Below are 26,315 nucleotides of genomic sequence, written 5' to 3'. Positions count from 1 at the left end.
CTGCTGCAAGAATGAGCACGTGACCCGCGCTTCCCTGAACAAGCAGCCGCACGAAGTCGCCTCGATGTTCGACGACGTGGCGGAACGGTACGACCTGACCAACGACGTGCTGTCGCTCGGCCAGGACCGCGTGTGGCGCAAGGAGGTGGCGAAGGCGGTCGACGCCCGCCCCGCGCAGAAGGTCCTCGACCTGGCGGCCGGCACGGCCACCTCGTCCCTGCCCTTCGCGCAGACGGGCGCGTACGTCGTCCCCTGCGACTTCTCCCTCGGCATGCTCCAGGTCGGCAAGAAGAAGCACCCGTGGCTGCCGCTCACGGCGGGCGACGCGACGAGGCTGCCGTTCCGGGACGACACCTTCGACGCGGTCACCATCTCCTTCGGGCTGCGCAACGTCCAGGACTTCGACGCCGCCCTGCGCGAGATGTACCGGGTGACGCGGCCCGGCGGCCGGGTCGTGATCTGCGAGTTCTCGCACCCGACCTGGGCGCCCTTCCGCACGGTCTACACCGAGTACCTGATGCGCGCCCTGCCCCCGGTCGCCCGCGCGGTGTCCTCGAACCCCGACGCGTATGTCTACCTCGCCGAGTCGATCCGCGCCTGGCCCGACCAGCCGGCCCTCGCCGAACGCCTGCGCAAGGCCGGCTGGTCGAAGGTGGCCTGGCGGAACCTGACGGGCGGGGTGGTGGCTCTGCACCGGGGCTTCAAGCAGAGCTGACGACGGGGTACGGGTCTCCGGGCTCGTCGAGCTCGCGCTCCAGCCCGCCCTTGGGCGGCCGCGGGATGCGTGGCTCGCGTACGCCTCCGCCGCCCTCACCCTCGCCGAAGTCGAACCAGACGTAGACCAGGGAGTCCCGCGGCACCTCGGCACCGGGCTGGGGGTACTGGCGTACGACGTAGTCGACGACGGTGAGGTGGAAGTCCGGCCGGTCCGGTGCGTTGAGGAGCAGGCCGTGCGACTTCGCAGCCTCGCGTGCGTCCATGGCCATCAGACCGACGAGCTTCGGCACCCGCACCTCGGGCGTTTTGGGTGTTATACGCACAGATGTCACCCCCAGCGGTACTGGCAGGGTAACCGCCCGGAGGTGTCGTCCGGAAGCGTCAAGTACCTTTCTGTAGCAGTCTGTTACTCAGAGTCACGAAGAGTGGTGGATGAAGAGTGGTGGATTCGGCGTCACAGATCGAGCCGGTAGCAGTGCCCCTGGTGCCGCGCATCCGGGGTGGTGAACACTTCGGCGAGCCGCATCTCCAGCCGCCGCGTCACCGCGATCGACCGCTCGTTGCGGGCGTCGACCATCGCCACCACGCTCGGAACCCCGGCCGCTCGCACCCGCTCCAGCGTCACCTGCGCGGCGGCGGTGACATACCCCTTGCCCCAGTGCTCCCGCCCCAGCCGCCAGCCGATCTCGATCTCACCCGTGGGCCCCCAGGCCCGCTCCCACGGCTGGGCTCCGGTGAAGCCGATGACCTGCTCGTCCTCGTCGAGCATGGTCCACAGGCAGAACCCGCGCTCGGCGTCGTGCCGGCGCTGGCGGGCGGTGAGTTCCTCGTAGACGGACAGCTCCGCCGCCCTGCCGCCGTGGAACTCCATGACATCCGGGTGGGCGAAGACCCGATGCCAGGCGACGGCGTCCTCATCGGTGGGGACACGGAGCCGTACGACAGGGAGAGCTCGGTTCACGGAGGCAGCCCTTCAGCCGGGTGATCAATGCTGCTGAATAGACTGCCCATGTCCAGTGCCGGTCGGCACACAGATTTCGAACTTGGGGAGATCCCGCCGTGACTGTCGTGACCGAGCCACTCTCCTCCCCCCTCTCCGAGAACACCGCCGATGTGATCGTCGTGGGCGCGGGGCCGGCCGGCGCCACGACGGCGTACCACCTGGCCAAGTCCGGCCTCGACGTACTCCTGCTGGAGAAGACCGAGTTCCCGCGGGAGAAGGTCTGCGGTGACGGCCTGACTCCGCGCGCCGTCAAACAGCTGGTGGCGATGGGCATCGACATCTCCGAGGAAGCCGGCTGGCTGCGCAACAAGGGGCTCAGGATCATCGGCGGCGGCGTGCGCCTCCAGCTGGACTGGCCCGACCTCGCCTCCTTCCCCGACTACGGCCTCGTCCGCAAGCGCGACGACTTCGACGAGCAACTCGCCCGCCAGGCCCAGAAGGCCGGCGCCCGCCTCTACGAGCGCTGCAACGTCGGCGCCCCGATCATCGACGACCGCACCGGTCGCATCACCGGCGTCCACGCCAAGCTCGGCGAGGAGAAGCGCGAGGTCACCTTCCACGCGCCGCTGGTCGTCGCCGCCGACGGCAACTCCACCCGCCTGTCCCTGGCGATGGGCCTGCACCGCCGCGAGGACCGCCCGATGGGCGTGGCCGTACGGACGTATTTCGAAAGCCCCCGCCACGAGGACGACTACCTCGAGTCCTGGCTGGAGCTGTGGGACCGCCGTGGCCCCGGCGAGGACCGCCTCCTGCCCGGCTACGGCTGGATCTTCGGCATGGGCGACGGCACGTCGAACGTCGGCCTCGGTGTCCTGAACACCTCCGACTCCTTCAAGGAGCTGGACTGGCGTGAGGTCCTGAAGGCCTGGTGCGCCTCCATGCCCGAGGACTGGGGCTACACCCCGGACAACATGACCGGCCCGATCCGCGGCGCCGCCCTGCCCATGGCCTTCAACCGCCAACCGCACTACACCAAGGGCCTGCTGCTGGTCGGCGACGCCGGCGGCCTGGTGAACCCCTTCAACGGCGAGGGCATCGCCTACGCCATGGAGTCCGGCCAGATCGCCGCCGACGTCATCGTCCAGGCCCACGCCCGGTCGACTCCCGCGGGCCGTGAACTCGCCCTCCAGCGCTACCCGCGCGTGCTGAAGGACACCTACGGCGGCTACTACACGCTGGGCCGCGCCTTCGTGAAGCTCATCGGCAACCCGAAGGTCATGAAGATCGCGGCCCAGCGCGGCCTGACCCACCCGCTCCTGATGAAGTTCACCCTGAAGCTCCTGGCCAACCTCACCGACCCGACGGGCGGCGACGCGATGGACCGGATCATCAACGGGCTGAGCAAGGTGGCGCCGAAGGCCTGACCCGGCGGTGACTACCCGTTGAGGGCCTCGACGTTGGCGGCCCGGCGTGCGAAGACCTCTTCCCGCCGGTCCGCCACCTGCCGCAGCGCGTCCTTGCGTTCACGCTTGGAGAGCCGGTCCAGGTAGACGTGCCCGCCCACGTGGTCGGTCTCGTGGGCGAGGCACCGCGCGAAGTACCCCGTGCCCTCGATCACGAGCGGCTCGCCGTCCCTGTCGTACCCGCGCACCACGGCCCGGTCCGGACGCGGCACGTCCATCACCGCGCCCGGCACGGAGAGGCAGCCCTCGCTGTCGTCGAGCAGCCTGCGCCCGGCCGGGTCGAGTGGCTCCAGCACCGGGTTCACGATGTGCCCGACATGCCGGGCCCCGTCGTCGTCCGGGCAGTCGTACACGAACAGCCGCAGATCGACACCGACTTGGTTCGCCGCCAGTCCCGCCCCGTCGGCGACGTACATCGTCAGGAACATGTCGTCGATGAGCGCGGCGAGATCGGGCCCGAACTCGGTGACGTCCCGGCACGGCTTGTGCAGCACCTCTTCGCCCACCTCGGTGATCCTGCGCACCGACCCACGCCGGGCCTCGGGCGCGAGCGGCGGATACGACTCGACGGGCCTGCCTTGCACGAAAACGCTGGGCATCGCTGTCTCTCCTTGTGTCCTTGTGCTGTCGCGTGTTGTGAGGATGCTGTGGCCGGCGAAGAAACGGGCTTCCGACCTCCGCGGACCCTCCCTACCCTCACGGACTCATGACAACAGAACACACGCAGGAGCCCCAGGAGAAGACAGGTCACACGCCATCCGGCCACACTCGCAGACGCTTTCTGGCCGGTGCCGGGGGAGTGGCCGGCGCTCTCGCCTTATGGCCGGCCGGCAGCGCGAGGGCCGCGACAGGCAAACGCGTCGCCGTCCTCGGTGGCGGCGTCTCCGGCCTGAGCGCCGCCCACGAACTCGCCGAACGCGGCTACGCCGTCACCGTCTACGAGTACTACGACACCCTCGGCGGCAAGGCCCGCTCGATGCCCGTCCCCGGCACGGCGGCCGGCGGCCGCGCGGACCTCCCCGCCGAGCACGGCTTCCGCTTCTTCCCCGGCTTCTACCGGAACCTGCCGGACACCATGCGCCGCATCCCCGTCCCCGGCAACGCGAACGGCGTCCACGACAACCTCCGCAGCGGCACCGAGGCCCTGTTCGCCCGCTCCGGCGGCCGCCCCGACCTGCACTTCCCGCTCCGCCGCGCCACCACCCCGCCCGGCCCCGGCGACCTCACCCTCGGCTGGATACGCGACCAGATCCTCTCGGTGCTGGACCTCGGCACCCGCCTCCCGGCCCACGAGGTCGCCTACTTCGCCGACCGCCTCCTCGTCCACCTCACCAGCTGCGACGCCCGCCGCGAGGAGGTCTGGGAGAAAGTCGCGTGGTGGGACTTCATCCGCGCCGAGGAGATGAGCGAGGAGTACCGCACGGTTCTCGGCATCGGCCAGACCCGCAATCTGGTCGCCACGCGCGCGGAGGTGGCGTCCACCCGAACCGTCGGCCGCGTCATCATCGAGGCCCTGCTCCTGTGGGGCCTGCTCGGCCGCGGCATGGACGGCGACGCCGACATCGACCGCATCCTCAACGCCCCCACCAGCGAGGCCTGGATCGACCCCTGGGAGACCCACCTGCGCTCCCTCGGTGTCCAGTTCGTCCTCGGCACCCAGGCCCGCGAGGTCCTCTACGACGGCGGCCGGGTGACCGGCGTCCGCGTCTCGGCCCGCGACGGCGCCGACGAACGCACCGTCACCGCCGACCACTACATCTCCGCGCTGCCCGTCGAGCACGCACGCGTGACGTGGGGCCCCGCCCTGCGCGCGGCCGACCCGCAGCTCGCCAAGTGCGACGCGCTGCAGACGGACTGGATGACCGGCGTGATGTTCTATCTGCGCACGCCGACACCGGTCGTGCACGGCCACATCAACTGCCTCGACTCACCCTGGTCGGTGACCGGCATCGGCCAGGCCCAGTTCTGGGACGGACGGGACTTCTCGCGCGACTACGGCGACGGCAGGGCCCACGACTGCCTCTCCGCGATCATCTCGGAATGGGACAAGCCCGGCATCCTGTACGGCAAGACGGCCAAGGAGTGCACCAAGGAGGAGGTCGTCGCCGAACTCTGGGCTCAGCTGAAGGACGGCCTGAACGACGCCGGCAAGGCCACGCTCCGGGACGAGGACCGACTCGGCTGGTTCATGGACCCGGCGGTGACGGGCCTCGGCGGCCCCGATCCGCGCAACCGCGAACAGCTCCTCATCCACCCCACAGGCACCTTCTACAACCGCCCCACGGCCCACACGAAGGTCCCGAACTTCTTCCTCGCGGGTGACTACGTCCGCACGGACGTCGACCTGGCGACGATGGAGGGCGCCAATGAATCCGCCCGCCTCGCCGTCAACGCCCTCCTGGAAGCGGACGATTCGGACACCGAGCGCTGCCGGATCTGGGAGCTGTACCGGCCCCCGGAGCTGGAGCCGCTGAAGCGGGTCGACGAGGTGCGCTACAAGTTGGGCCTGCCCAACACCTTCGACCTGGGATGAGACGGTTCGACCTGGAATGAGCCAGAAGGGCCGCTGCCCCCGAGCGGCTGCGGCCCTTCCGGCGATCTCTGCGACTCAGAGGACGCGCACCGCGCCCGACGCCGGGTATCCGGACAGGTCCTGGATGACGACGCCCTTGGAGGGGTTGGCCGCGTCCAGGTACTGGCCGTTACCGATGTAGACGCCCACGTGGTACGCCGAGCCCTTGCCGCCCCAGTACAGGATGTCGCCGACCTGGATCTGCGAGAGCGGGATGTCGGTTCCGGCCATCGACTGGTCCTGCGAGACCCGCGGCAGGTCGACGCCGACCTGCTTGAACGCGGCCTGGACCAGGCTGGAGCAGTCCCACGCGTTGGGGCCGGCGGCACCCAGGACGTACGCGTCGCCGACCTGCGCCTGGAGGAAGGAGATGACCGTCCCGACGCTGCCGCTGGCGGGAGCGGCCACGCTCGTGCTCGCGGAGGCGGACAGAGTGGCCCGCTCGGTGCTGCGCGAGGCGGCGGCCTCTGCGGCGGCCCGACGGGCCTCCTCGGCCTTCTTCTTCGCTTCGGCCTTCTTCTTGGCCTCGGCGAGGTCCTTCTTGGCTTCCTTGGCCGCCGCGGCGGCGGCCGCGTCACGCTCGGCGTCGAGCTCGTAGTTCGCAGCCGCCAGCTGAGTGGCGTCTGCGGACTGGGCGAGCTGGTCGGCCAGGTCACCCGTGAGGGTGGGCAGTTCGATGGTCTGCGTAACCGGCTCGGCGGCGTTCGCCGTGGCCGCAGCACCTGCCGCTGCCATGCTGAGGACGCCACCGGCAACTCCGGCCCGCATCGCGATGGTCGTCGATGCGCCGCGGCGGGGCTTCCGGTGGCTACGTATGTGAGCGGTGTGGGGCATGAGAACAACCGGTATCAGGGGCTCCTCCATACCTTCAAGAAACGTGTGCTGCGCCACAGTTACTCAATCGCCGCCCCAATTTCCCGGCGTGCCGCTCTTTATTGACGCCGTAACGGACATTGCGGACCCTCTCCATCCCGCCCGTGATCACGGACTTTCATCATTAAGTCCGAATTGCCCGCCGCTTACCACTTGTTGGGACCGGTGGCCAAGCCCGGTTCTCCGGGTCTCGTATCGGTGTGGCAGAGGTCACGCAACGGTTACAGCAGTGTGCGCGTCCCGTGCTCGAACCCCGCCCCGTGTCGCTCGTGAATGCGTGCACGCGTCCACATCCCGCTCCGAGGCTCCCTCTCATGTGTGAATGCACGCCTCTACCAAGACATCTCGTCCAGCACCAATTTGCATGCAAGGGAACTCTCTTGATATTGAGACGACCCCTCCGAGCTGCGTCGATGAGTGGAAATGTCACCTCTGGTGATCACCTGAACGCTTCTCGTGCGAAGATCGCCGCTCTTCCGGCTTCATGATCCTTCGTCAGGTGGTGGAGATCACAAAGCTTGTGTAATACCCCGTGTCGCAGATCACAGAGTCACGGGCATAAGATGCGAGGCAGTTGGGCTTGTGACCTGCTTCACATGTTCTCGATCTTCGCCGGGACGAGCGGGGTTCGTGGAACTGGTGAGGCGGCTGTGGGCCCAGTGCAACCGCCAGCAGTCAGTGCCGACTGAGAGGAGCGAGGAGCGGTGAACGCGTATGCGCCCATCCTCGTACTGGGAGCCCTCGGGGCAGGCTTTGCGATCTTCTCCGTGGTCATGGCCACGCTGATCGGTCCGAAGCGGTACAACCGGGCCAAGCTCGAGGCCTATGAGTGCGGCATCGAGCCGACCCCCACGCCGGCCGGTGGCGGGCGCTTCCCGATCAAGTACTACCTGACGGCGATGCTCTTCATCATCTTCGATATCGAGATCGTCTTCCTCTACCCCTGGGCCGTCACCTTCGACGCCCTGGGTGTTTTCGGGCTCGTGGAGATGCTGCTCTTCGTGCTCACCGTCTTCGTCGCGTACGCGTACGTATGGCGGCGCGGCGGCCTGGAATGGGACTGAGGGGCCTTAAGACATGGGACTCGAAGAAAAGCTGCCGAGCGGATTCCTGCTGACCACCGTCGAGCAGGCCGCAGGCTGGGTGCGTAAGGCGTCTGTCTTCCCGGCCACCTTCGGCCTCGCCTGCTGCGCCATCGAGATGATGACCACCGGCGCCGGCCGCTACGACCTGGCGCGCTTCGGTATGGAGGTCTTCCGCGGATCCCCGCGCCAGGCCGACCTGATGATCGTCGCCGGCCGGGTCAGTCAGAAGATGGCGCCGGTGCTCAGGCAGGTCTACGACCAGATGCCGAACCCCAAGTGGGTCATCTCCATGGGGGTCTGCGCCTCCTCGGGCGGCATGTTCAACAACTACGCGATCGTCCAGGGCGTCGACCACATCGTCCCGGTCGACATCTATCTCCCGGGCTGCCCGCCACGGCCCGAGATGCTGATGGACGCCATCCTCAAGCTCCACCAGAAGATCCAGACCTCCAAGCTCGGCGTGAACGCCGAGGAGGCGGCCCGGGAAGCGGAGGAAGCGGCGCTCAAGGCCCTGCCCACGATCGAGATGAAGGGGCTGCTGCGGTGAGCGACGCCAACGGCACCAACGGGGCGAACGGGTCGAACGGGGTCAACCCCGAGAAGGACCTCAGCGCCTCCAACCTCCCGGGCCAGCGCGGCCAGGGCGGCGAGGAGATCCGCGTCCAGCGCGGCATGTTCGGCGCCAACAACGGCGGCGACACCTCCGGCTACGGCGGCCTGGTCCGCTCGGTCCGGCTCCCGGGAGCGGCGAGCCGCCCCTACGGGGGCTGGTTCGACGAGGTCGCCGACGAACTCGAGGGCGCCCTGGAGGAACAGGGACTCCTCCCCGAGAACGCCATCGAGAAGACGGTCGTCGACCGCGGCGAACTCACCTTCCACATCGAACGCGAGCACCTGCTCCGCGTCGCCCAGACCCTGCGCGACGACCCGGCCCTGCGCTTCGAACTGTGCACCGGCGTCAGCGGCGTCCACTACCTCAGCGACAAGGGCCGCGAGCTGCACGCCGTCTACCACCTGCGCTCGATCACCCACAATCGGCTGATCCGCCTCGAAGTCAGCGCCCCCGACAGCGACCCGCACATCCCGTCGCTCGTCTCCGTGTATCCCACGAACGACTGGCACGAGCGCGAGACGTACGACTTCTTCGGCATCGTCTTCGACGGTCACCCCGCCCTGACGCGGATCATGATGCCGGACGACTGGCAGGGCCACCCGCAGCGCAAGGACTACCCCCTCGGCGGCATCCCCGTCGAGTACAAGGGCGCCCAGATCCCGGCTCCGGACCAGCGGAGGTCGTACTCGTGAGCACGCAGTCAGCATCTGCCCGTGAGACCACCGAGGGCACCGTATATACGGTCACCGGCGGCGACTGGGACGAGGTCGTCCAGGCCGCGGCCCGCGCCGACGACGAGCGCATCGTCCTCAACATGGGCCCGCAGCACCCCTCCACCCACGGAGTGCTCCGCCTGATCCTGGAGATCGACGGCGAGACGGTCACCGAGGCCCGCTGCGGCATCGGCTATCTCCACACCGGCATCGAGAAGAACCTCGAGTACCGGACCTGGACGCAGGGCACCACGTTCGTGACGCGCATGGATTACCTGACGTCCTTCTTCAACGAGACCGCCTACTGTCTCGCCGTCGAGAAACTCCTCGGCATCGAGGACCAGATCAGCGAGCGCGCCAAGATCATCCGGGTGCTCCTGATGGAGCTGAACCGGCTCTCCTCCCACCTGGTGTGCATCGCCACCGGCGGCATGGAACTCGGCGCCACCACGATCATGATCTACGGATTCCGTGATCGTGAAATGATTCTCGACATCTACGAGCTCATCACGGGCCTGCGGATGAACCACGCGTACATCCGCCCCGGCGGACTCGCCCAGGACCTGCCGCCCGGCGCGGTGGACCAGATCCGCGAGTTCGTGAAGAAGATGAAGAAGAACCTCCCGGAGTACGACAAGCTCGCCACCGGGAACCCCATCTTCAAGGCCCGTATGCAGGACGTCGGCTACCTCGACCTGGCCGGCTGCATGGCCCTCGGCGCCACCGGCCCGATCCTGCGCTCCACCGGCCTGCCGCACGACCTGCGCAAGGCGCAGCCGTACTGCGACTACGAGACGTACGACTTCGAGATCCCGACCGCCGACACCTGCGACTCCTACGGGCGCTTCCTGATCCGGCTGGAAGAGATGCGTCAGTCGCTCGGGATCGTCGAGCAGTGCCTGGACCGGCTACAGCCCGGCCCGGTCATGGTCGCCGACAAGAAGATCGCCTGGCCCGCCCAGCTCGCCCTGGGACCGGACGGGCTCGGCAACTCCCTCGACCACATCAAGAAGATCATGGGCACCTCCATGGAGGCCCTGATCCACCACTTCAAGCTGGTCACCGAGGGCTTCCGCGTCCCGCCGGGACAGGCGTACGCGGCCGTCGAGTCGCCCAAGGGCGAGCTCGGGGTGCATGCCGTGTCCGACGGCGGCACCCGCCCCTACCGGGTCCACTTCCGCGACCCGTCCTTCACCAACCTGCAAGCCATGGCGGCGATGTGCGAGGGCGGCCAGGTCGCCGACGTCATCGTCGCCGTCGCGTCCATCGACCCCGTGATGGGAGGCGTCGACCGGTGACCACCTCTTCTTCGGAGCGGGGCGTCAGCCTGGGCATGCCCCAACTGCCCGCGCCCGCATACCCGGACGACGTTCGAGAACGGCTGGAGAGGGACGCGCGCGACCTCATCGCCCGCTACCCGGACTCCCGGTCCGCCCTCCTGCCGTTGCTGCACCTCGTGCAGTCGGAGGAGGGACATGTCACGCGCACCGGGATGCAGTTCTGCGCGGACATGCTGCACCTGACCACGGCCGAGGTCACCGCGGTCGCCACCTTCTACACCATGTACCGGCGCAAGCCGAGCGGTGACTACCAGGTGGGTGTCTGCACCAACACGCTGTGCGCGGTGATGGGCGGTGACGCGATCTTCGAGGAGCTCCAGGAGCACCTGGGCGTCGGCAACGGCGAGACCACCGACGACGGCAAGGTCACCCTGGAGCACATCGAGTGCAACGCGGCCTGCGACTTCGCGCCGGTCGTGATGGTCAACTGGGAGTTCTTCGACAACCAGACCCCGTCGAGCGCCAAGCGCCTCGTCGACGACCTGCGCGCGGGGCGGACCGTCGAGCCGACGCGCGGGGCGCGGCTGTGCACCTTCAAGGAGACCGCGCGGATCCTGGCCGGCTTCCCCGACGAGCGGCCCGGGGCCGTCGAGGCAAGCGGCAGTGCGGGACCGGCTTCGCTGGTGGGCCTCCGCCTGGCCAAGGGAGAGGCCGGGCCCGCGCGCGTGGTCCATCCGCGGGACGGCGGCCCGCACGACGAGCCGCAGGACAGGGCGGTGCACGAGCCGTCTCCGGCCGAGCACCTCAGTTCGCATGACGCGCCGCAGGACACATCGGTATCCGACCCCGCCCACCCGGCAGGGCCTACGGCCGAGGAGGGGGAGTGATGACCTTGGCACCCGAGCTGAAAGACACCAGCCCCGAGAAGCTGCTCGCACCCGTGCTGTCGGCCTTCTGGGACGAGGACAGGTCCTGGACGCTGGACGTCTACCGAAGGCACGAAGGATACGAGGGACTTCGCAAGGCGCTCGCCATGTCGCCGGACGACCTGATCGCGTACGTCAAGGACTCCGGTCTGCGTGGGCGCGGCGGCGCGGGATTCCCGACGGGAATGAAATGGCAGTTCATTCCCCAGGGTGATGGAAAACCGCACTATCTAGTTGTCAACGCCGACGAATCGGAGCCCGGAACGTGCAAGGACATTCCGCTCCTCTTCGCGAACCCGCATAGCCTCATCGAGGGCATTGTCATCGCGTGTTATGCCATCAGGTCTTCGCATGCCTTCATCTATCTGCGTGGTGAAGTCGTCCCCGTATTGAGGCGGTTGCACGAGGCCGTGCGCGAGGCCTACGCGGCGGGCTACCTCGGCGAGAACATCCTGGGCAGTGGCCTCGATCTCCAACTCACCGTGCACGCCGGCGCCGGCGCGTACATCTGCGGTGAGGAGACCGCACTGCTCGACTCGCTCGAAGGCCGCCGTGGTCAACCGCGGCTTCGTCCCCCCTTCCCTGCGGTGGCAGGTCTCTACGCCTGCCCGACTGTTGTGAACAACGTCGAGTCGATCGCGTCGGTTCCCGCGATTCTGCATCGGGGCAAAGAGTGGTTCCGGTCGATGGGCAGCGAGAAGTCCCCGGGCTTCACGCTCTACTCGCTCAGCGGCCACGTCGCGAGCCCCGGCCAGTACGAGGCACCGCTCGGCATCACACTCCGCCAGCTCCTCGAAATGAGCGGCGGAATGCGCCCCGGCCATCGCCTCAAGTTCTGGACACCGGGCGGCTCCTCGACGCCGATGTTCACCGACGAGCACCTCGACGTCCCTCTTGACTACGAAGGAGTGGGCGCCGCAGGTTCCATGCTCGGCACGAAAGCGCTCCAGTGCTTCGACGAGACGACCTGCGTCGTACGCGCCGTCACCCGCTGGACCGAGTTCTACGCCCACGAGTCCTGCGGCAAGTGCACGCCCTGCCGCGAAGGCACGTACTGGCTCGTGCAGTTGCTGCGCGACATCGAGGCCGGCAAGGGCGTGATGAGTGACCTCGACAAGCTGAACGACATCGCCGACAACATCAACGGCAAGTCCTTCTGCGCTCTCGGCGACGGTGCCGCCTCGCCGATCTTCTCCTCGCTGAAGTACTTCCGCGAGGAGTACGAGCAGCACATCACGGGCCGCGGCTGCCCCTTCGACCCGGCCAAGTCGACGGCCTGGGCCGACCACCGCACGGAGGTGAACGCATGACTGTGACCACCAGCGCTCCCTCCGGAGGGGGAGAGGCGGCGGTCCCGCCGGAAGATCTCGTCTCGCTGACCATCGACGGTGTGGAGATCAGCGTGCCCAAGGGCACCCTGGTCATCCGGGCCGCCGAGCAACTCGGCATCGAGATCCCCCGCTTCTGCGATCACCCAGCCCTCGACCCCGCCGGCGCCTGCCGCCAGTGCATCGTCGAGGTGGAGGGACAGCGCAAGCCGATGGCGTCCTGCACGATCACGTGCACGGACGGCATGGTCGTGAAGACCCACCTCACCTCGCCGGTCGCCGAGAAGGCCCAGAAGGGTGTGATGGAGCTCCTGCTCATCAACCACCCGCTGGACTGCCCGGTCTGCGACAAGGGCGGCGAGTGCCCGCTGCAGAACCAGGCCATGTCGCACGGCCACGCCGAATCCCGCTTCGACGGAAAGAAGCGGACGTTCGAGAAGCCCGTGCCGATCTCCACGCAGGTGCTGCTCGACCGCGAGCGGTGCGTGCTGTGCGCCCGCTGCACCCGGTTCTCCAACCAGATCGCGGGCGACCCGATGATCGAACTGCTCGAACGGGGCGCGCTGCAGCAGGTCGGCACCGGTGAGGGCGACCCCTTCGAGTCGTACTTCTCCGGCAACACCATCCAGATCTGCCCGGTCGGCGCGCTGACCTCGGCGGCGTACCGGTTCCGCTCCCGCCCGTTCGACCTGATCTCGTCGCCGTCCGTCTGCGAACACTGCTCCGGCGGCTGCGCCACGCGCACCGACCACCGGCGCGGCAAGGTGATGCGGCGCCTCGCGGCGAACGACCCCGAGGTCAACGAGGAGTGGATCTGCGACAAGGGGCGGTTCGCGTTCCGGTACGCGCAGCAGCGCGACCGGCTTCAGACTCCTCTGGTGCGCAATGCCGAGGGCGACCTCGAACCGGCCTCCTGGCCGGAGGCGCTGCAGATCGCGGCCCAGGGGCTGCTCGCCTCACGCGGCCGGACCGGTGTCCTGACCGGCGGTCGGCTCACCATTGAGGACGCCTACGCGTACAGCAAGTTCGCGCGCGTGGCGCTCGACACCAACGACATCGACTTCCGCGCGCGCGTGCACAGCGGCGAGGAGGCCGACTTCCTCGCCGCGCGGGTCGCCGGTCACGGCCGCGACCTCGACGGTACGGGCGTCACGTACACCCTTCTGGAGAAGGCGCCGGCCGTCCTGCTGGCCGGGTTCGAGGCCGAGGAGGAGGCGCCCGGCATCTTCCTGCGGCTGCGCAAGGCCTGGCGCAAGCACGGCCAGAGGGTCTTCTCGCTCGCCACGCACTCCACGCGCGGTCTGGAGAAGGCCGGCGGCACCCTGCTGCCCGCAGCTCCCGGCACCGAGACTGAGTGGCTGGACGCACTCGCGGGCGGGGTCGGCCTGGAGGGGGACGGGGCGAAGGCCGCCGAGGCGCTGCGCACCGAGGGTGCGGTGATCATCGTCGGTGAGCGGTTGGCCGCTGTGGAGGGCGGGCTCACCGCCGCCGTACGGGCCGCGTCCGCGACCGGCGCCCAGCTGGTGTGGATCCCGCGCCGGGCGGGGGAGCGCGGTGCCCTCGAGGCAGGTGCGCTGCCGTCGCTGCTGCCGGGCGGACGCCCCGCGACCGACCCACGCGCGCGTGAGGAGGTCGCCGCCGTCTGGGGCGTGTCCGAACTCCCGCACCGCTACGGCCGCGACACCGGCCAGATGGTCGAGGCCGCCGCGACCGGCGAACTCCAGGCCCTGCTGGTCGCGGGCGTCGAGGTCGCCGACCTGCCCGACCCGGCACGCGCGCGTGAGGCGCTCGCCGAGGTCGGCTTCGTGGTGTCACTGGAGCTGCGGCCCGGTGAGGTGACCGAGCTCGCCGACGTCGTGCTGCCTGTCGCGGCCGTCGCCGAGAAGCCAGGAACCTTCCTCAACTGGGAGGGCCGGGTGCGGTTCTTCGAGGCCGCGCTCAAGCCCGACCAGATGACCCGCCGCCTGGCCCCGTCCGACGCGCGCGTGCTGCAGATGCTGGCCGACGCCATGGACGTACACCTGGGTCTGCCGGATCTGCGTACCACGCGCGCGGAGATCGACCGGCTCGGCCCTTGGGACGGACCGCGGGCCGCCGACCCCCTGGAGATCGCCGCCCAGTTGCCGCGACCGGCCGCCGGTGAGGCCGTCCTGGCCGGGCACCGGCTGCTGCTCGACCAGGGCCTCCTGCAGGTGGGCGACGAAGCGCTCGCCGGCACCCGGCACGCCGCGCACGCGCGCTTGTCGGCCGCCACGGCCGCCGAGGCCGGCGTCAAGGACGGCGACGTCCTTGCCGTGACCGGCCCCGCAGGAGTCGCCGAACTCCCGCTGCAGATCACGGAGATGCCCGACCGGGTGGTGTGGCTCCCGCTGAACTCCGTGGGCGGTGGCGTCGCCTCCGACACTGGCGCGCTGCCCGGCTCACTCGTCCGCATCGGCCCGGCGACCCTCACGTCCGAGGCCCCTCAGGAGGTGGAGGCATGAGCCCTTTCCTCGCTGCTGAAGACCTCTCGATGTTCGGCCGCGACCCCTGGTGGCTGGTCGTCATCAAGGCGGTGTTCTGCTTCGCCTTCCTGATGGTGACCGTGCTGTTCTCCATCGTCTGGGAGCGCAAGGTCGTGGCCTGGATGCAGCTGCGCATCGGCCCCAACCGGCACGGCCCCTGGGGCATGCTCCAGTCGCTCGCCGACGGCATCAAGTTGATGCTCAAGGAAGACGTCATCGTCAAACGCGCGGACAAGGTGGTCTACGTCCTCGCGCCGATCGTCGCGGCCATCCCGGCCTTCATGGCGATCGCGGTGATTCCCTTCGGCCCGGCCGGCAACGAGATCTCGATCTTCGGCCACCGCACCACCATGCAGCTCACCGACCTGCCGATCGCGATGCTCTACATCCTCGCGGTCGCCTCGGTCGGCATCTACGGCATCGTGCTGGCGGGTTGGAGTTCCGGATCCACCTACCCGCTGCTCGGCGGCCTGCGTTCCTGCGCGCAGATGATCTCGTACGAGATCGCGATGGGCGCCGCGTTCGCCTCGGTGTTCCTCTACTCCGGGTCGATGTCGACGTCGGCGATTGTCGAGGCGCAGCAGGACCGCTGGTACATCGTGCTGCTGCCGGTCTCCTTCCTGATCTACATCGTGACGATGGTCGGCGAGACCAACCGCGCCCCCTTCGACATGCCGGAGTCCGAGGGCGACCTGGTCGGCGGCTTCAACACCGAGTACTCGTCGATCAAGTTCGCGATGTTCATGCTCGCCGAGTACGTGAACATGGTGACGGTCTCGGCGGTGTCCGTGACGCTCTTCCTGGGCGGCTGGCGGGCGCCGTATCCGGTGAGCACCTTCTGGGAGGGCGCGAACCACGGCTGGTGGCCGCTGCTCTGGTTCGTGATCAAGGTCCAGCTGCTGCTGTTCTTCTTCATCTGGCTGCGCGGCACGCTGCCCCGCGTCCGCTACGACCAGCTGATGAAGCTCGGCTGGAAGGTCCTCATCCCGGTCTCCGTCGTCTGGCTGATGCTCGTCGCGACCGTGCGGACTCTCCGGAACGAGAACTACGACTTCGCCGACATCGCCCTCTACGTCGGTGGCGGCGTACTCGCGCTGCTCCTCCTCTCCTTCGTCGCGGACATGTTCCGCGAGCGGACGAAGGCGGGCGCGCAAGCCGCCGAGGAGCCCGCCGGCTTCGACGCGATGGCGGGCGGATTCCCCGTACCGCCACTGCCCGGACAGGAGCTTCCGCCGGTGCCGCGGCGCAGCCCGCGCCGCGAGCGGGAGCTGATTGTCAGTGGTGGGCCCGATACTCAGAGTGACGGATCTCTGGATGGAAAGGAGGCGTCCGATGGCTGAGGAGGCCAAGGAGACCAAGCCCGGTTTCATGAACCCAGTCGCAGGCTTCGGCGTGACCTTCAAGGCCATGTTCAAGAAGCGGCTGACCGAGCAGTACCCGGAGCAGCAGAAGACCACCGCTCCCCGCTTCCACGGACGGCACCAGCTCAACCGCCATCCGGACGGCCTGGAGAAGTGCGTCGGCTGCGAGCTGTGCGCCTGGGCCTGCCCCGCCGACGCCATCTATGTGGAGGGCGCCGACAATACCGACGAGGAGCGCTACTCGCCGGGCGAGCGGTACGGCCGCGTGTACCAGATCAACTACGCCCGCTGCATCCTGTGCGGGCTGTGCATCGAGGCGTGCCCCACGCGCGCGTTGACGATGACGAACGAGTTCGAGCTCGCGGACTCCAGCCGCGCCAACCTCATCTACACCAAGGAGCAGCTGCTCGCCGGACTCGAGGACGGCATGGTCGACACCCCCCATGCCATCTACCCGGGGACGGACGAGCAGGACTACTACCGGGGTCTGGTGACGGAGGCCGCGCCTGGGACCGAGCGGCAAGTGGCCCTCTCCAAGGGCGAGGTCCCGCAGGAGGCCGCCACGACCTTCGGCGAGGACGCACCGGCGTCCGAGAAGGTGATCGGCCGATGACCGAGCAGCTCGCCGCCTACTCCACCTCCACCGGAGAGGCCTTCCAGTTCTGGATCCTCGGCACCGTCGCCGTGATCGGCGCCCTGTGCACCGTCTTCATGAAGAAGGCCGTGCACAGCGCGCTCTGCCTGGCCGGGACCATGATCATCCTGGCGATCTTCTACCTCGCCAACGGCGCCTACTTCCTGGGCATCGTGCAGATCGTCGTCTACACGGGCGCGATCATGATGCTGTTCCTGTTCGTGGTGATGCTCGTCGGCGTCACGGCCGCGGACTCCCTGAAGGAGACCATCAAGGGCCAGCGCTGGCTGGCCCTTCTCTGCGGCCTGGGCTTCGGCATCCTGTTGGTCGCAGGCATCGGCAACGCCTCGATCACGGAGTTCAACGGCCTCGCCCAGGCGAACGCGAACGGCAATGTGGAGGGCCTCGCGGTCCTCCTCTTCAGCAAGTACGTGTTCGCCTTCGAGATCACCGGTGCCCTGCTGATCACGGCCGCCGTCGGCGCCATGGTGCTCACCCACCGCGAGCGCACCGAGCGCGCCAAGACCCAGCGCGAACTGTCCGAACAGCGCGTCCGCGAAGGCAAGCACGTCCCGCCGCTGCCGGCACCCGGCGTGTATGCCCGGCACAACGCGGTCGACATCGCGGGCCTGCTGCCCGACGGCACCCCCTCCGACCTCACGGTCAGCAAGACGCTGCGCGAGCGCGGCCAGATCCGTGACGTGTCCACCGAGGCGCTCAACGACCTCAGGGCCCTGGAGCAGCGCGCGGAGGAGCGGCTGGAGCGGACCGCGATCGAGCCGTCGACCTTCAAGCGGCCCGAGGAGGCGTCGAAGTGAACCCCGTCAACTACCTCTATCTCGCCGCCCTGTTGTTCACCATCGGCGCCACCGGCGTGCTGATCAGGCGCAACGCGATCGTCGTCTTCATGTGCATCGAGCTCATGCTCAACGCCTGCAACCTGACGCTCGTCGCGTTCTCCCGGATGCACGGCAATCTCGACGGCCAGATCATCGCCTTCTTCACGATGGTCGTCGCCGCCGCGGAGGTCGTGGTCGGGCTCGCGATCATCGTGTCGCTGTTCCGTTCCCGCCACTCGGCCTCGGTCGACGACGCCAGCCTGATGAAGCTCTAAGGGGTCGGAAGAATCGTGGAGAACCTGATTGCGCTGCTGGTCGCGGCGCCATTGCTCGGAGCGGCCGTACTGCTGTGCGGCGGCCGGCGTCTCGACGCCGTCGGCCAGTGGATCGGCACGCTCCTGTCGTTCGTCTCCTTCGTCTTCGGCGTGATCCTCTTCGCCGACCTGCTGGGCAAGGACGCCGAACACCGCACCCTCACCCAGCACCTGTTCAGCTGGATCCCGGTCGAGGGCTTCCAGGCGGACGTCGCCTTCCGCCTCGACCAGCTGTCGATGACGTTCGTGCTGCTGATCACCGGCGTCGGCTCGCTGATCCACCTGTACTCGGTCGGGTACATGGAGCACGACGAGCGCCGCCGCCGCTTCTTCGGCTACCTGAACCTGTTTCTCGCGGCGATGCTGCTGCTCGTCCTCGCCGACAACTACCTGCTGCTGTACGTCGGTTGGGAGGGCGTCGGTCTCGCCTCCTACCTGCTGATCGGTTTCTGGCAGCACAAGCCCAGCGCCGCCACCGCCGCGAAGAAGGCCTTCCTGGTCAACCGCGTCGGCGACATGGGCCTGTCGATCGCGATCATGCTGATGTTCCTGTGGTTCGGCACCTTCGCCTTCGGGCCGGTGCTCGGCAGCCACGAGGAGGTCGGCCTGGTCGGTGACGCGAGCGAGGGCAAGCTCACCGTCATCGGTCTGATGCTGCTGCTCGCCGCCTGCGGCAAGTCCGCCCAGGTACCGCTGCAGTCCTGGCTCGGGGACGCGATGGAGGGCCCGACCCCGGTCTCGGCCCTCATCCACGCCGCGACCATGGTGACCGCGGGCGTCTACCTGATCGTCCGCTCCGGCGCCATCTTCAACGCCGCGCCGGACGCGCAGCTGGTCGTCACCATCGTCGGTGCCGTCACGCTCCTGTTCGGTGCGATCGTCGGTTGCGCCAAGGACGACATCAAGAAGGCGCTGGCCGGCTCGACCATGTCGCAGATCGGCTACATGATCCTCGCCGCGGGCCTCGGTCCCATCGGCTACGTCTTCGCGATCATGCACCTGGTGACGCACGGCTTCTTCAAGGCCGGGCTGTTCCTCGGCGCCGGCTCGGTCATGCACGGCATGAACGACGAGGTCGACATGCGCAAGTACGGCGGCCTGCGCAAGTACATGCCGATCACCTTCGTCACCTTCGGCCTCGGCTACCTGGCCATCATCGGCTTCCCGGGTCTGTCCGGCTTCTTCTCCAAGGACAAGATCATCGAGGCGGCGTTCGCCAAGGGTGGGACCGAGGGCTGGATCCTGGGCGGCTGCGCGCTGCTGGGCGCCGCCATCACGGCGTTCTACATGACGCGCGTGATGCTGATGACGTTCTTCGGGGAGGAGCGGTGGCAGCCGGCGCCCGACCCGGACAAGGCGCCGAGCATCGAGCCCGGTATCGAGGTGCACCCGGGCGAGATGCCGCACCCGCACGAGTCGCCCAAGGTCATGACCATCCCGATGATCGTCCTGGCTGTCGGGTCGGTGGCCGGCGGTGCGTTCTTCAGCATCGGCGACCGCTTCGTGCACTGGCTGGAGCCCATCACCGGGCACGCCCACGGCAACCCGCCGATCAGCGCGGGAGTGGTCACCGGCGCGACGGTGGCATGCATGGTCATCGGCGTCGCCCTCGCCTACGCCCAGTACGGCCGCCGCCCGGTCCCGGTCGTCGCCCCGCGCGGGTCGCTGCTCACCCGGGCCGCCCGGCGTGACCTGCTCCAGGACGACTTCAACCACGTCGTCCTCGTGCGCGGTGGCGAGCACCTCACGCGCTCCCTGGTGTACGTCGACCACACCTTGGTCGATGGCGTCGTCAACGGCACGGCGGCCTCGATGGGCGGCCTGTCCGGACGGATGCGCAGGCTGCAGAACGGCTTCGCGCGGTCGTACGCGGTCTCGATGTTCGGCGGTGCGGCGATCCTCATCGCCGCGACCCTGCTGATGAGGGCGGTCTGATACCGATGTCCTTTCCTCTGCTGACAGCGACGGCGGCGCTCCCGGCGATCGGGGCGATCGCCACGGCCGCCGTACCGGCCGCCCAGCGCACCGCCGCCAAGTGGCTGGCGCTGCTCTTCTCGCTCGCCACGCTCGCCCTCGCGATCACCGTCCTGGTCCGCTTCGACCCGGACGGCGACCGCTACCAGCTCACCGAATCCCACGCCTGGATCGCCGACTTCGGGGTCCGCTACGAACTCGGTGTGGACGGCATCGCGGTGGCGCTGATCGCGCTGACGGCGCTGCTGATCCCGTTCATCCTCCTCGCGGGCTGGCACGACGCCGACCCGCTGGAGACCGGCAGCAGCCGCTGGCGGCCGACGCAGGGCTTCTTCGCCCTGATCCTGGCCGTCGAGGCGATGGTGATCCTCTCCTTCGAGGCCACCGACGTCTTCCTCTTCTACATCTTCTTCGAAGCCATGCTCATCCCGATGTACTTCCTCATCGGCGGCTTCGGAGACCGTGCCCACGAGCACGGCGAGAAGGTGGCGGCGACGCAACGCTCGTACGCGGCCGTGAAGTTCCTGCTCTACAACCTGGTCGGCGGTCTGATCATGCTGGCCGCGGTGATCGGCCTCTATGTCGTCGCCGGGAACTTCAGCCTCCAGGAGATCGCCGAGGCCCGTGCCAACGGCACGCTCGACATGGCGACGAACACCGAGCGCTGGCTGTTCCTCGGGTTCTTCTTCGCCTTCGCGGTGAAGGCGCCGCTGTGGCCGCTGCACACCTGGCTGCCCAACGCGATGGGGGAGGCCACCGCACCGGTCGCCGTACTGATCACCGCGGTCGTCGACAAGGTGGGCACCTTCGCGATGCTCCGCTTCTGCCTCCAGCTGTTCCCGGAGGCGAGCAAGTGGGCGACGCCCGCGATCCTCGTGCTGGCGGTGATCAGCATCGTCTACGGGGCACTGCTCGCGGTCGGCCAGCGCGACATGAAGCGGCTGATCGCATACGCGTCGATCTCGCACTTCGGCTTCATCATCATGGGCATCTTCGCGATGACCAGCCAGGGCCAGTCCGGCGCGACGCTCTACATGGTCAACCACGGCATCTCCACCGCCGCGTTGATGCTGGTGGCCGGCTTCCTGATCTCGCGGCGCGGCTCGCGGCTCATCGCCGACTACGGCGGTGTGCAGAAGGTCGCCCCGGTGCTCGCCGGAACCTTCCTGGTCGGCGGTCTGGCGACCCTGTCGCTGCCGGGACTGGCGCCCTTCGTGAGTGAATTCCTGGTCCTGGTCGGCACGTTCACGCGCTACCCGGTGATCGGCATCATCGCCACCTTCGGCATCGTGCTCGCCGCGCTCTACACCCTCGTCCTCTACCAGAGGACGATGACGGGCCCGGTGAAGCCCGAGGTCTCGGCGATGCCCGACCTCAGGGTGCGTGAACTCGTGGTCGTCGCTCCGCTGGTCGTACTGCTGATCTTCCTGGGCGTCTACCCGAAGCCCGTCACGGACATCGTCAACCCGGCGGTCAAGCAGACCATGTCCGACGTACAGAAGAAGGACCCCCAGCCCGAGGTGGAGGCCGCCAAGTGAGCGCATCAGTCGTCCACAGCCTGTGGACAACCGCGGCCGACCCGATCTCGAAGATCGACGCGCCGAAGATCGAGTACGGACAATTGTCGCCCACCTTGATCGTCGTCGGCGCGGCGATCGTCGGGGTGCTGATCGAGGCGGTAGTCCCGCGCAAGGCTCGCTACTACACGCAGGTGTTCGTCTGCGTCGTGGCGCTCGTCGCGGCCTTCGCCGCGGTCGTGGCGCTGGCGGCCGGCGGGTACGCCACGACCAAGGCGGGCATCGCCGCGATGGGCGCGATCGCCGTCGACGGACCGGCCCTGTTCCTCCAGGGAACGATCCTGCTGTCGGGCCTCGTCGGCCTGTTCACCTTCGCCGAACGGCGACTCGACCCGGCGGCGCACGGCAACCGGGTCGACTCCTTCGCCGCGCAGGCCGCGTCCGTGCCGGGCAGCGACAGCGAAAAGGCCGCAGTGAAGGCCGGGTTCACCACCACCGAGGTGTTCCCGCTGCTGATGTTCGCGGTGGCCGGCATGCTGATCTTCCCGGCGGCCAACGACCTGCTGACGCTGTTCATCGCCCTGGAAGTCTTCTCGCTCCCGCTGTACCTGATGTGCGCACTGGCCCGCCGCAAGCGGCTCATGTCGCAGGAGGCCGCGGTCAAGTACTTCCTGCTCGGGGCGTTCGCCTCCGCGTTCACGCTGTTCGGCATCGCGCTGCTGTACGGCTACGCGGGCTCCGTGTCGTACGCGGCAATCGCGCAGGTCGTCGACGGCACGGTGCCGGATGTCAGCCCGGCGCTCGCGGACACGATGGGCAACGACGCGTTGCTGCTGGTCGGCGCCGCGATGATCGTCATGGGCCTGTTGTTCAAGGTGGGCGCGGTCCCGTTCCACATGTGGACGCCGGACGTCTACCAGGGCGCGCCGACGCCGGTGACCGGGTTCATGGCGGCGGCGACGAAGGTGGCGGCATTCGGTGCGCTGCTGCGTCTGCTGTACGTCGTCCTGCCCGGCCTGCGCTGGGACTGGCGGCCGGTCATGTGGGGCGTGGCGATCGTCACCATGCTGGGCGGTGCGATCGTCGCGATCACGCAGACCGACATCAAACGGCTGCTGGCGTACTCGTCGATCGCGCACGCGGGCTTCATCCTCGCGGGTGTCATCGCGACCACGCCGTCCGGAGTGTCGTCCGTCCTCTTCTACCTGGGCGCGTACTCCTTCGTGACCATCGGCGCGTTCGCCGTGGTGACGCTGGTGCGCGACGCCGGCGGTGAGGCGACGCACCTGTCCAAGTGGGCCGGTCTGGGCCGCCGTTCGCCGCTGGTCGCAGCCGTGTTCGCGGTGTTCCTGCTGGCCTTCGCGGGCATTCCGCTGACCTCCGGCTTCGCCGGGAAGTTCGCCGTGTTCAAGGCGGCGGCGGAGGGTGGGGCCGGCCCGCTGGTCGTGGTCGGTGTGATCTCGTCCGCGATCGCGGCGTTCTTCTACATCCGCGTCATCGTGCTGATGTTCTTCAGCGAGCCGAGCCCGGAGGGGCCGACGGTCGCCGTGCCGTCGCCGCTGACGATGACGGCGATCGGGGTGGGCGTGGCGGTCACGCTGGTGCTGGGTGTGGCGCCGCAGTACTTCCTGGATCTGGCGAGTACGGCGGGGGTTTTCGTGCGCTGACGCGGTGCCCGCAGGCGTGGCAGCGGCCCGGCTTCCCCTCAGGGGGTTGCCGGGCCGCTGTGATGTGTGTGGGGCTACTGTTCCTTGTCGCGGCGCGTCTTGATCTGGGTCAGGTCCAGGTCGACAGGGAACGGAACGTCTACCTTCATCCGCTCGCGGAAGATCCCCACGCTGGTGTACGTACCGGTCGTGGGCTCCAGCTCGAAGGCGTGCACCGCCGCGCGGCCCTTCTCGTTCTCGATCCGCCAGTAGTGGGGGATCTTGGCCCTGGCGTACTTTAGGGGCTTGGTCTCGCGGTCACGGGAGGCGGAGTCCGGCATGACGACCTCGACTGCCAGCAGGACGTCCGCGGCCGGAAGGCGGGTCTGATCGAGACTCACCAGGGCTTCTCCCCGGGCGACGATGACGTCGGGTTCCGGCCTGTTGTGCTGGTCGATGTCCATGGTGAACCGGCAGAGGACCTCGAGCCCCGACGGTGCGGAGCTGTCCAGTTGCCGGCCGAAGAAACCCATGGCGCGCACGTGGAACACCGACTGACGGCACGGGAAGACCAGGCTCGCGTCGATCAACTGCGTGTGCGGTGGCAGGTTCGGGATGCGGTCCAGGTCGTCGGCCATCCAGCCACCGTCTGGAGGAAGGGGCCAGTCGGGCTCCAAAGCTGCGTTCGTCGTGCTCACCAGTGCTCCAGGCAGAGTTGTGCCGATCGCACAAGGTTATCGGTCGATTACGGAAGTGTGGGACGCAAGCCTGTGGATAACTCCGGCGCTGTCCGTGGTGGCCCCTATCGTGGATGCAGTGGTCGAGGGACGACGTGCGGGGGACATGGCGATGGGTGCGACGGGTGGGATCAGTGAGATGCCAACGGTGACCGAGGCGGCACAGGCGAGCGGCAGCGAGGCGCTGGCCGCGTTGCACCGGGTTTTCGGGTACGACGCCTTCCGTGGCGAGCAGGAAGCGGTCATCGAGCATGTGGTGGCAGGCGGCGATGCCGTCGTGCTCATGCCGACCGGCGGCGGGAAGTCGCTGTGCTACCAGATCCCCTCCCTGGTCAGACCCGGTACGGGCGTGGTCGTCTCCCCGCTCATCGCGCTGATGCAGGACCAGGTGGACGCGCTGCGGGCGCTCGGTGTGCGCGCCGGGTTCATGAACTCCACGCAGGACTTCGACGAGCGGCGGGTGGTGGAGGCGGAGTTCCTGGCGGGCGAGCTGGACCTGCTCTACCTCGCACCGGAGCGGCTGCGGCTCGACTCGACGCTGGACCTGCTCTCCCGCGGCAAGATCGCGGTGTTCGCGATCGACGAGGCGCACTGCGTGTCCCAGTGGGGCCACGACTTCCGTCCCGACTATCTGGCCCTGTCGCTGCTCGGCGAGCGCTGGCCGGACGTGCCGCGGATCGCTCTCACGGCGACGGCCACGCATGCGACGCACCAGGAGATCACTCAGCGGCTGAACATGCCGAGTGCCCGGCACTTCGTGGCGAGCTTCGACCGGCCCAACATCCAGTACCGGATCGTGCCGAAGGCGGACCCCAAGAAGCAGCTGTTGAGCTTCCTGCGCGAGGAGCACGCGGGCGACGCGGGCATCGTGTACTGCCTGTCGCGCAAGTCCGTGGAGGCGACGGCCGAGTTCCTGAGCCGCAACGGCATCGAGGCGGTGCCGTACCACGCCGGCCTGGACGCGGGCACGCGCGCGGCGCACCAATCCCGGTTCCTACGGGAGGAGGGCCTGGTCGTGGTGGCGACCATCGCCTTCGGGATGGGCATCGACAAGCCGGACGTGCGGTTCGTCGCCCACCTCGACCTGCCCAAGTCGGTCGAGGGCTACTACCAGGAGACGGGCCGTGCCGGACGCGACGGTCTCCCCTCCACGGCCTGGATGGCCTACGGCCTCAACGACGTCATACAGCAGCGCAAGCTGATCCAGTCGGGCGAGGGCGACGAGGCGTTCCGGCGCCGGGCCGCCTCGCACCTGGACGCGATGCTGGCGCTGTGCGAGACGGCTCAGTGCCGGCGCGGTCAGTTGCTCGCCTACTTCGGCCAGGACCCGGATCCGGTGGGCTGCGGCAACTGCGACACCTGCCTGACGCCGCCGGAGACCTGGGACGGCACCGTCGCGGCGCAGAAGGTGCTGTCGACGGTGGTGCGGCTGCAGCGGGAGCGGGGGCAGAAGTTCGGGGCGCTGCAGATCGTCGACATCCTGCTGGGGCGGCGCACCGGCAAGGTGATCCAGTTCGACCACGACCAGCTGTCGGTGTTCGGCATCGGCGAGGAGCTGAGCGAGGGCGAATGGCGGGGCGTCATCCGGCAGTTGCTGGCCCAGGGGCTGCTCGCGGTCGAGGGGGAGTACGGGACGCTCGTGCTGACCGAGGGCAGTGGGACCGTGCTGCGGCGGGAACGGGAGGTGCCGCTGCGCAAGGAGCCGAAGAAGCCGGTGACCTCGCGGTCGGCGTCGGGGTCGGGTTCCGCGGGCTCCGGGCGTGGCGAGCGCAAGGCGAAGGCCGCGGTGGCCGAGCTGCCGGAGGAGCTGGTGCCGGCCTTCGAGGCGCTGCGGGCGTGGCGTGCCGAGCAGGCTCGGGAGCAGGGCGTTCCGGCGTATGTGATCTTCCATGACGCGACGCTGCGGGAGATCGTGACGGTGTGGCCCGCGTCCGTACGGGAGCTCGGGGGCGTCAGCGGTGTGGGGGAGAAGAAGCTGGTGACCTACGGGGAGGGAGTGCTCGAGGTGCTGGGCTCGGTGCGTGGGGAGTCTGGTGAGGGGGCGGCGGCGTCGGCTGAGGCGGATCCAGGGGCCCTGGGTGCGGATCTCGGGGCGGACGACTGGCCCGAGACGGATGCGGAGCCGGAGGACTGGGCCTAGAGGCCGGCCGCGGAGCAGCTCGGCAAGTGACGCGTGCCCGGCGCTGAGGCCGGCCGCGGGGTGTCGCGCACGTACAGCCGGTCTCAGTACACCGGTCTCAGTACACCGGTCTCAGTACACCGGTGCCAGTACATAG

General features: G+C 68.6%; 23 protein-coding genes. 18 read left to right on the top strand and 5 right to left on the bottom strand.

Features of this window, described 5'->3' with window-relative positions; translation table 11 throughout:
• Positions 1 to 19: 19 nt before the first annotated feature.
• Complete coding sequence (locus tag ADL12_RS29255; RefSeq protein ID WP_062706945.1) at positions 20 to 715, top strand: demethylmenaquinone methyltransferase; 696 nt, start codon at positions 20 to 22, stop codon at positions 713 to 715.
• Here ADL12_RS29255 and ADL12_RS29250 read toward each other — a convergent pair.
• Positions 702 to 1,040 carry a PASTA domain-containing protein gene (locus tag ADL12_RS29250; protein ID WP_279617176.1) on the bottom strand — a complete coding sequence of 113 codons (339 nt, stop codon included), beginning with the start codon at positions 1,038 to 1,040 and terminating at the stop codon, positions 702 to 704. The genes ADL12_RS29255 and ADL12_RS29250 overlap by 14 nt on opposite strands.
• Before the next feature lie 131 nt (positions 1,041 to 1,171).
• On the bottom strand, positions 1,172 to 1,678 hold the full coding sequence (locus ADL12_RS29245) for a GNAT family N-acetyltransferase (RefSeq protein ID WP_062706944.1): 507 nt from the start codon (positions 1,676 to 1,678) through the stop codon (positions 1,172 to 1,174).
• A 98-nt stretch (positions 1,679 to 1,776) separates the two neighbouring features.
• On the opposite strand from ADL12_RS29245, the gene ADL12_RS29240 reads away from it, so the two are divergent.
• Positions 1,777 to 3,084, top strand: a complete 1,308-nt coding sequence (locus ADL12_RS29240; RefSeq protein WP_062706943.1) for a geranylgeranyl reductase family protein — start codon at positions 1,777 to 1,779, stop codon at positions 3,082 to 3,084.
• 11 nt (positions 3,085 to 3,095) lie between these two features.
• On the opposite strand, the gene def is transcribed toward ADL12_RS29240, so the two are convergent.
• Positions 3,096 to 3,722 (bottom strand): peptide deformylase, encoded by a 627-nt coding sequence (gene def, locus ADL12_RS29235; protein WP_062706941.1) that lies wholly within the window; start codon positions 3,720 to 3,722, stop codon positions 3,096 to 3,098.
• A 107-nt stretch (positions 3,723 to 3,829) separates the two neighbouring features.
• Between def and ADL12_RS29230 the strand changes: the two genes are divergently transcribed.
• Entirely contained in the window at positions 3,830 to 5,656 is a 1,827-nt protein-coding gene (locus ADL12_RS29230; protein ID WP_062706938.1) for a hydroxysqualene dehydroxylase, read from the top strand.
• 75 nt (positions 5,657 to 5,731) lie between these two features.
• On the opposite strand, the gene ADL12_RS29225 is transcribed toward ADL12_RS29230, so the two are convergent.
• Positions 5,732 to 6,559 (bottom strand): C40 family peptidase, encoded by an 828-nt coding sequence (locus tag ADL12_RS29225; protein WP_062706936.1) that lies wholly within the window; start codon positions 6,557 to 6,559, stop codon positions 5,732 to 5,734.
• 713 nt (positions 6,560 to 7,272) lie between these two features.
• Here ADL12_RS29225 and ADL12_RS29220 point away from each other — a divergent pair.
• The 14 genes from ADL12_RS29220 to nuoN are packed head-to-tail and all read left to right on the top strand — an operon-like array spanning position 7,273 to position 23,323.
• Positions 7,273 to 7,632, top strand: coding sequence for an NADH-quinone oxidoreductase subunit A (locus ADL12_RS29220; protein ID WP_033319564.1), 360 nt, complete (start codon positions 7,273 to 7,275; stop codon positions 7,630 to 7,632).
• Between the two features lie 13 nt (positions 7,633 to 7,645).
• Positions 7,646 to 8,200 (top strand): NuoB/complex I 20 kDa subunit family protein, encoded by a 555-nt coding sequence (locus tag ADL12_RS29215; RefSeq protein ID WP_003998928.1) that lies wholly within the window; start codon positions 7,646 to 7,648, stop codon positions 8,198 to 8,200.
• Positions 8,197 to 8,958, top strand: a complete 762-nt coding sequence (locus ADL12_RS29210) for an NADH-quinone oxidoreductase subunit C (RefSeq protein ID WP_062706934.1) — start codon at positions 8,197 to 8,199, stop codon at positions 8,956 to 8,958. The genes ADL12_RS29215 and ADL12_RS29210 overlap by 4 nt, the downstream gene beginning before the upstream one ends.
• Entirely contained in the window at positions 8,955 to 10,277 is a 1,323-nt protein-coding gene (locus tag ADL12_RS29205) for an NADH-quinone oxidoreductase subunit D (RefSeq protein WP_062706932.1), read from the top strand. The genes ADL12_RS29210 and ADL12_RS29205 overlap by 4 nt, the downstream gene beginning before the upstream one ends.
• A complete protein-coding gene (nuoE, locus tag ADL12_RS29200) occupies positions 10,274 to 11,146 on the top strand; it encodes an NADH-quinone oxidoreductase subunit NuoE (protein WP_062706930.1) in 873 nt (290 codons plus the stop codon). The genes ADL12_RS29205 and nuoE overlap by 4 nt, the downstream gene beginning before the upstream one ends.
• Positions 11,146 to 12,495: an NADH-quinone oxidoreductase subunit NuoF gene (nuoF, locus tag ADL12_RS29195; protein ID WP_062706928.1), complete on the top strand. Its 1,350-nt coding sequence runs from the start codon at positions 11,146 to 11,148 to the stop codon at positions 12,493 to 12,495. The genes nuoE and nuoF overlap by 1 nt, the downstream gene beginning before the upstream one ends.
• Positions 12,492 to 14,996: an NADH-quinone oxidoreductase subunit G gene (locus tag ADL12_RS29190; RefSeq protein ID WP_062706925.1), complete on the top strand. Its 2,505-nt coding sequence runs from the start codon at positions 12,492 to 12,494 to the stop codon at positions 14,994 to 14,996. The genes nuoF and ADL12_RS29190 overlap by 4 nt, the downstream gene beginning before the upstream one ends.
• On the top strand, positions 14,993 to 16,357 hold the full coding sequence (nuoH, locus tag ADL12_RS29185; protein WP_062706923.1) for an NADH-quinone oxidoreductase subunit NuoH: 1,365 nt from the start codon (positions 14,993 to 14,995) through the stop codon (positions 16,355 to 16,357). Before ADL12_RS29190 ends, nuoH begins: the two co-directional genes overlap by 4 nt.
• Complete coding sequence (nuoI, locus tag ADL12_RS29180; protein ID WP_062706921.1) at positions 16,350 to 16,991, top strand: NADH-quinone oxidoreductase subunit NuoI; 642 nt, start codon at positions 16,350 to 16,352, stop codon at positions 16,989 to 16,991. Before nuoH ends, nuoI begins: the two co-directional genes overlap by 8 nt.
• On the top strand, positions 16,988 to 17,830 hold the full coding sequence (locus tag ADL12_RS29175; protein ID WP_062706920.1) for an NADH-quinone oxidoreductase subunit J: 843 nt from the start codon (positions 16,988 to 16,990) through the stop codon (positions 17,828 to 17,830). The genes nuoI and ADL12_RS29175 overlap by 4 nt, the downstream gene beginning before the upstream one ends.
• On the top strand, positions 17,827 to 18,126 hold the full coding sequence (gene nuoK / locus ADL12_RS29170) for an NADH-quinone oxidoreductase subunit NuoK (RefSeq protein ID WP_003998919.1): 300 nt from the start codon (positions 17,827 to 17,829) through the stop codon (positions 18,124 to 18,126). The genes ADL12_RS29175 and nuoK overlap by 4 nt, the downstream gene beginning before the upstream one ends.
• 15 nt (positions 18,127 to 18,141) lie before the next feature.
• On the top strand, positions 18,142 to 20,100 hold the full coding sequence (nuoL, locus tag ADL12_RS29165; RefSeq protein ID WP_062706918.1) for an NADH-quinone oxidoreductase subunit L: 1,959 nt from the start codon (positions 18,142 to 18,144) through the stop codon (positions 20,098 to 20,100).
• 5 nt (positions 20,101 to 20,105) lie between these two features.
• The gene (locus ADL12_RS29160) at positions 20,106 to 21,677 is read left to right on the top strand and encodes an NADH-quinone oxidoreductase subunit M (protein ID WP_062706916.1); all 1,572 of its coding nucleotides are present in this window, start codon (positions 20,106 to 20,108) and stop codon (positions 21,675 to 21,677) included.
• The gene (nuoN, locus tag ADL12_RS29155) at positions 21,674 to 23,323 is read left to right on the top strand and encodes an NADH-quinone oxidoreductase subunit NuoN (RefSeq protein ID WP_062706914.1); all 1,650 of its coding nucleotides are present in this window, start codon (positions 21,674 to 21,676) and stop codon (positions 23,321 to 23,323) included. Before ADL12_RS29160 ends, nuoN begins: the two co-directional genes overlap by 4 nt.
• A 74-nt stretch (positions 23,324 to 23,397) precedes the next feature.
• On the opposite strand, the gene ADL12_RS29150 is transcribed toward nuoN, so the two are convergent.
• Positions 23,398 to 23,940, bottom strand: coding sequence for a Uma2 family endonuclease (locus tag ADL12_RS29150; RefSeq protein ID WP_062706913.1), 543 nt, complete (start codon positions 23,938 to 23,940; stop codon positions 23,398 to 23,400).
• A 211-nt stretch (positions 23,941 to 24,151) separates the two neighbouring features.
• Between ADL12_RS29150 and recQ the strand changes: the two genes are divergently transcribed.
• On the top strand, positions 24,152 to 26,179 hold the full coding sequence (gene recQ, locus ADL12_RS29145) for a DNA helicase RecQ (RefSeq protein ID WP_079052344.1): 2,028 nt from the start codon (positions 24,152 to 24,154) through the stop codon (positions 26,177 to 26,179).
• Positions 26,180 to 26,315: the final 136 nt, after the last annotated feature.

The sequence above is a fragment of the Streptomyces regalis genome (assembly GCF_001509475.1).
GTDB classification, from domain to species: domain Bacteria; phylum Actinomycetota; class Actinomycetes; order Streptomycetales; family Streptomycetaceae; genus Streptomyces; species Streptomyces regalis.
Note: the sequence above shows the minus strand (reverse complement) of the source record. Positions and strands in the feature narration are given on the sequence as shown.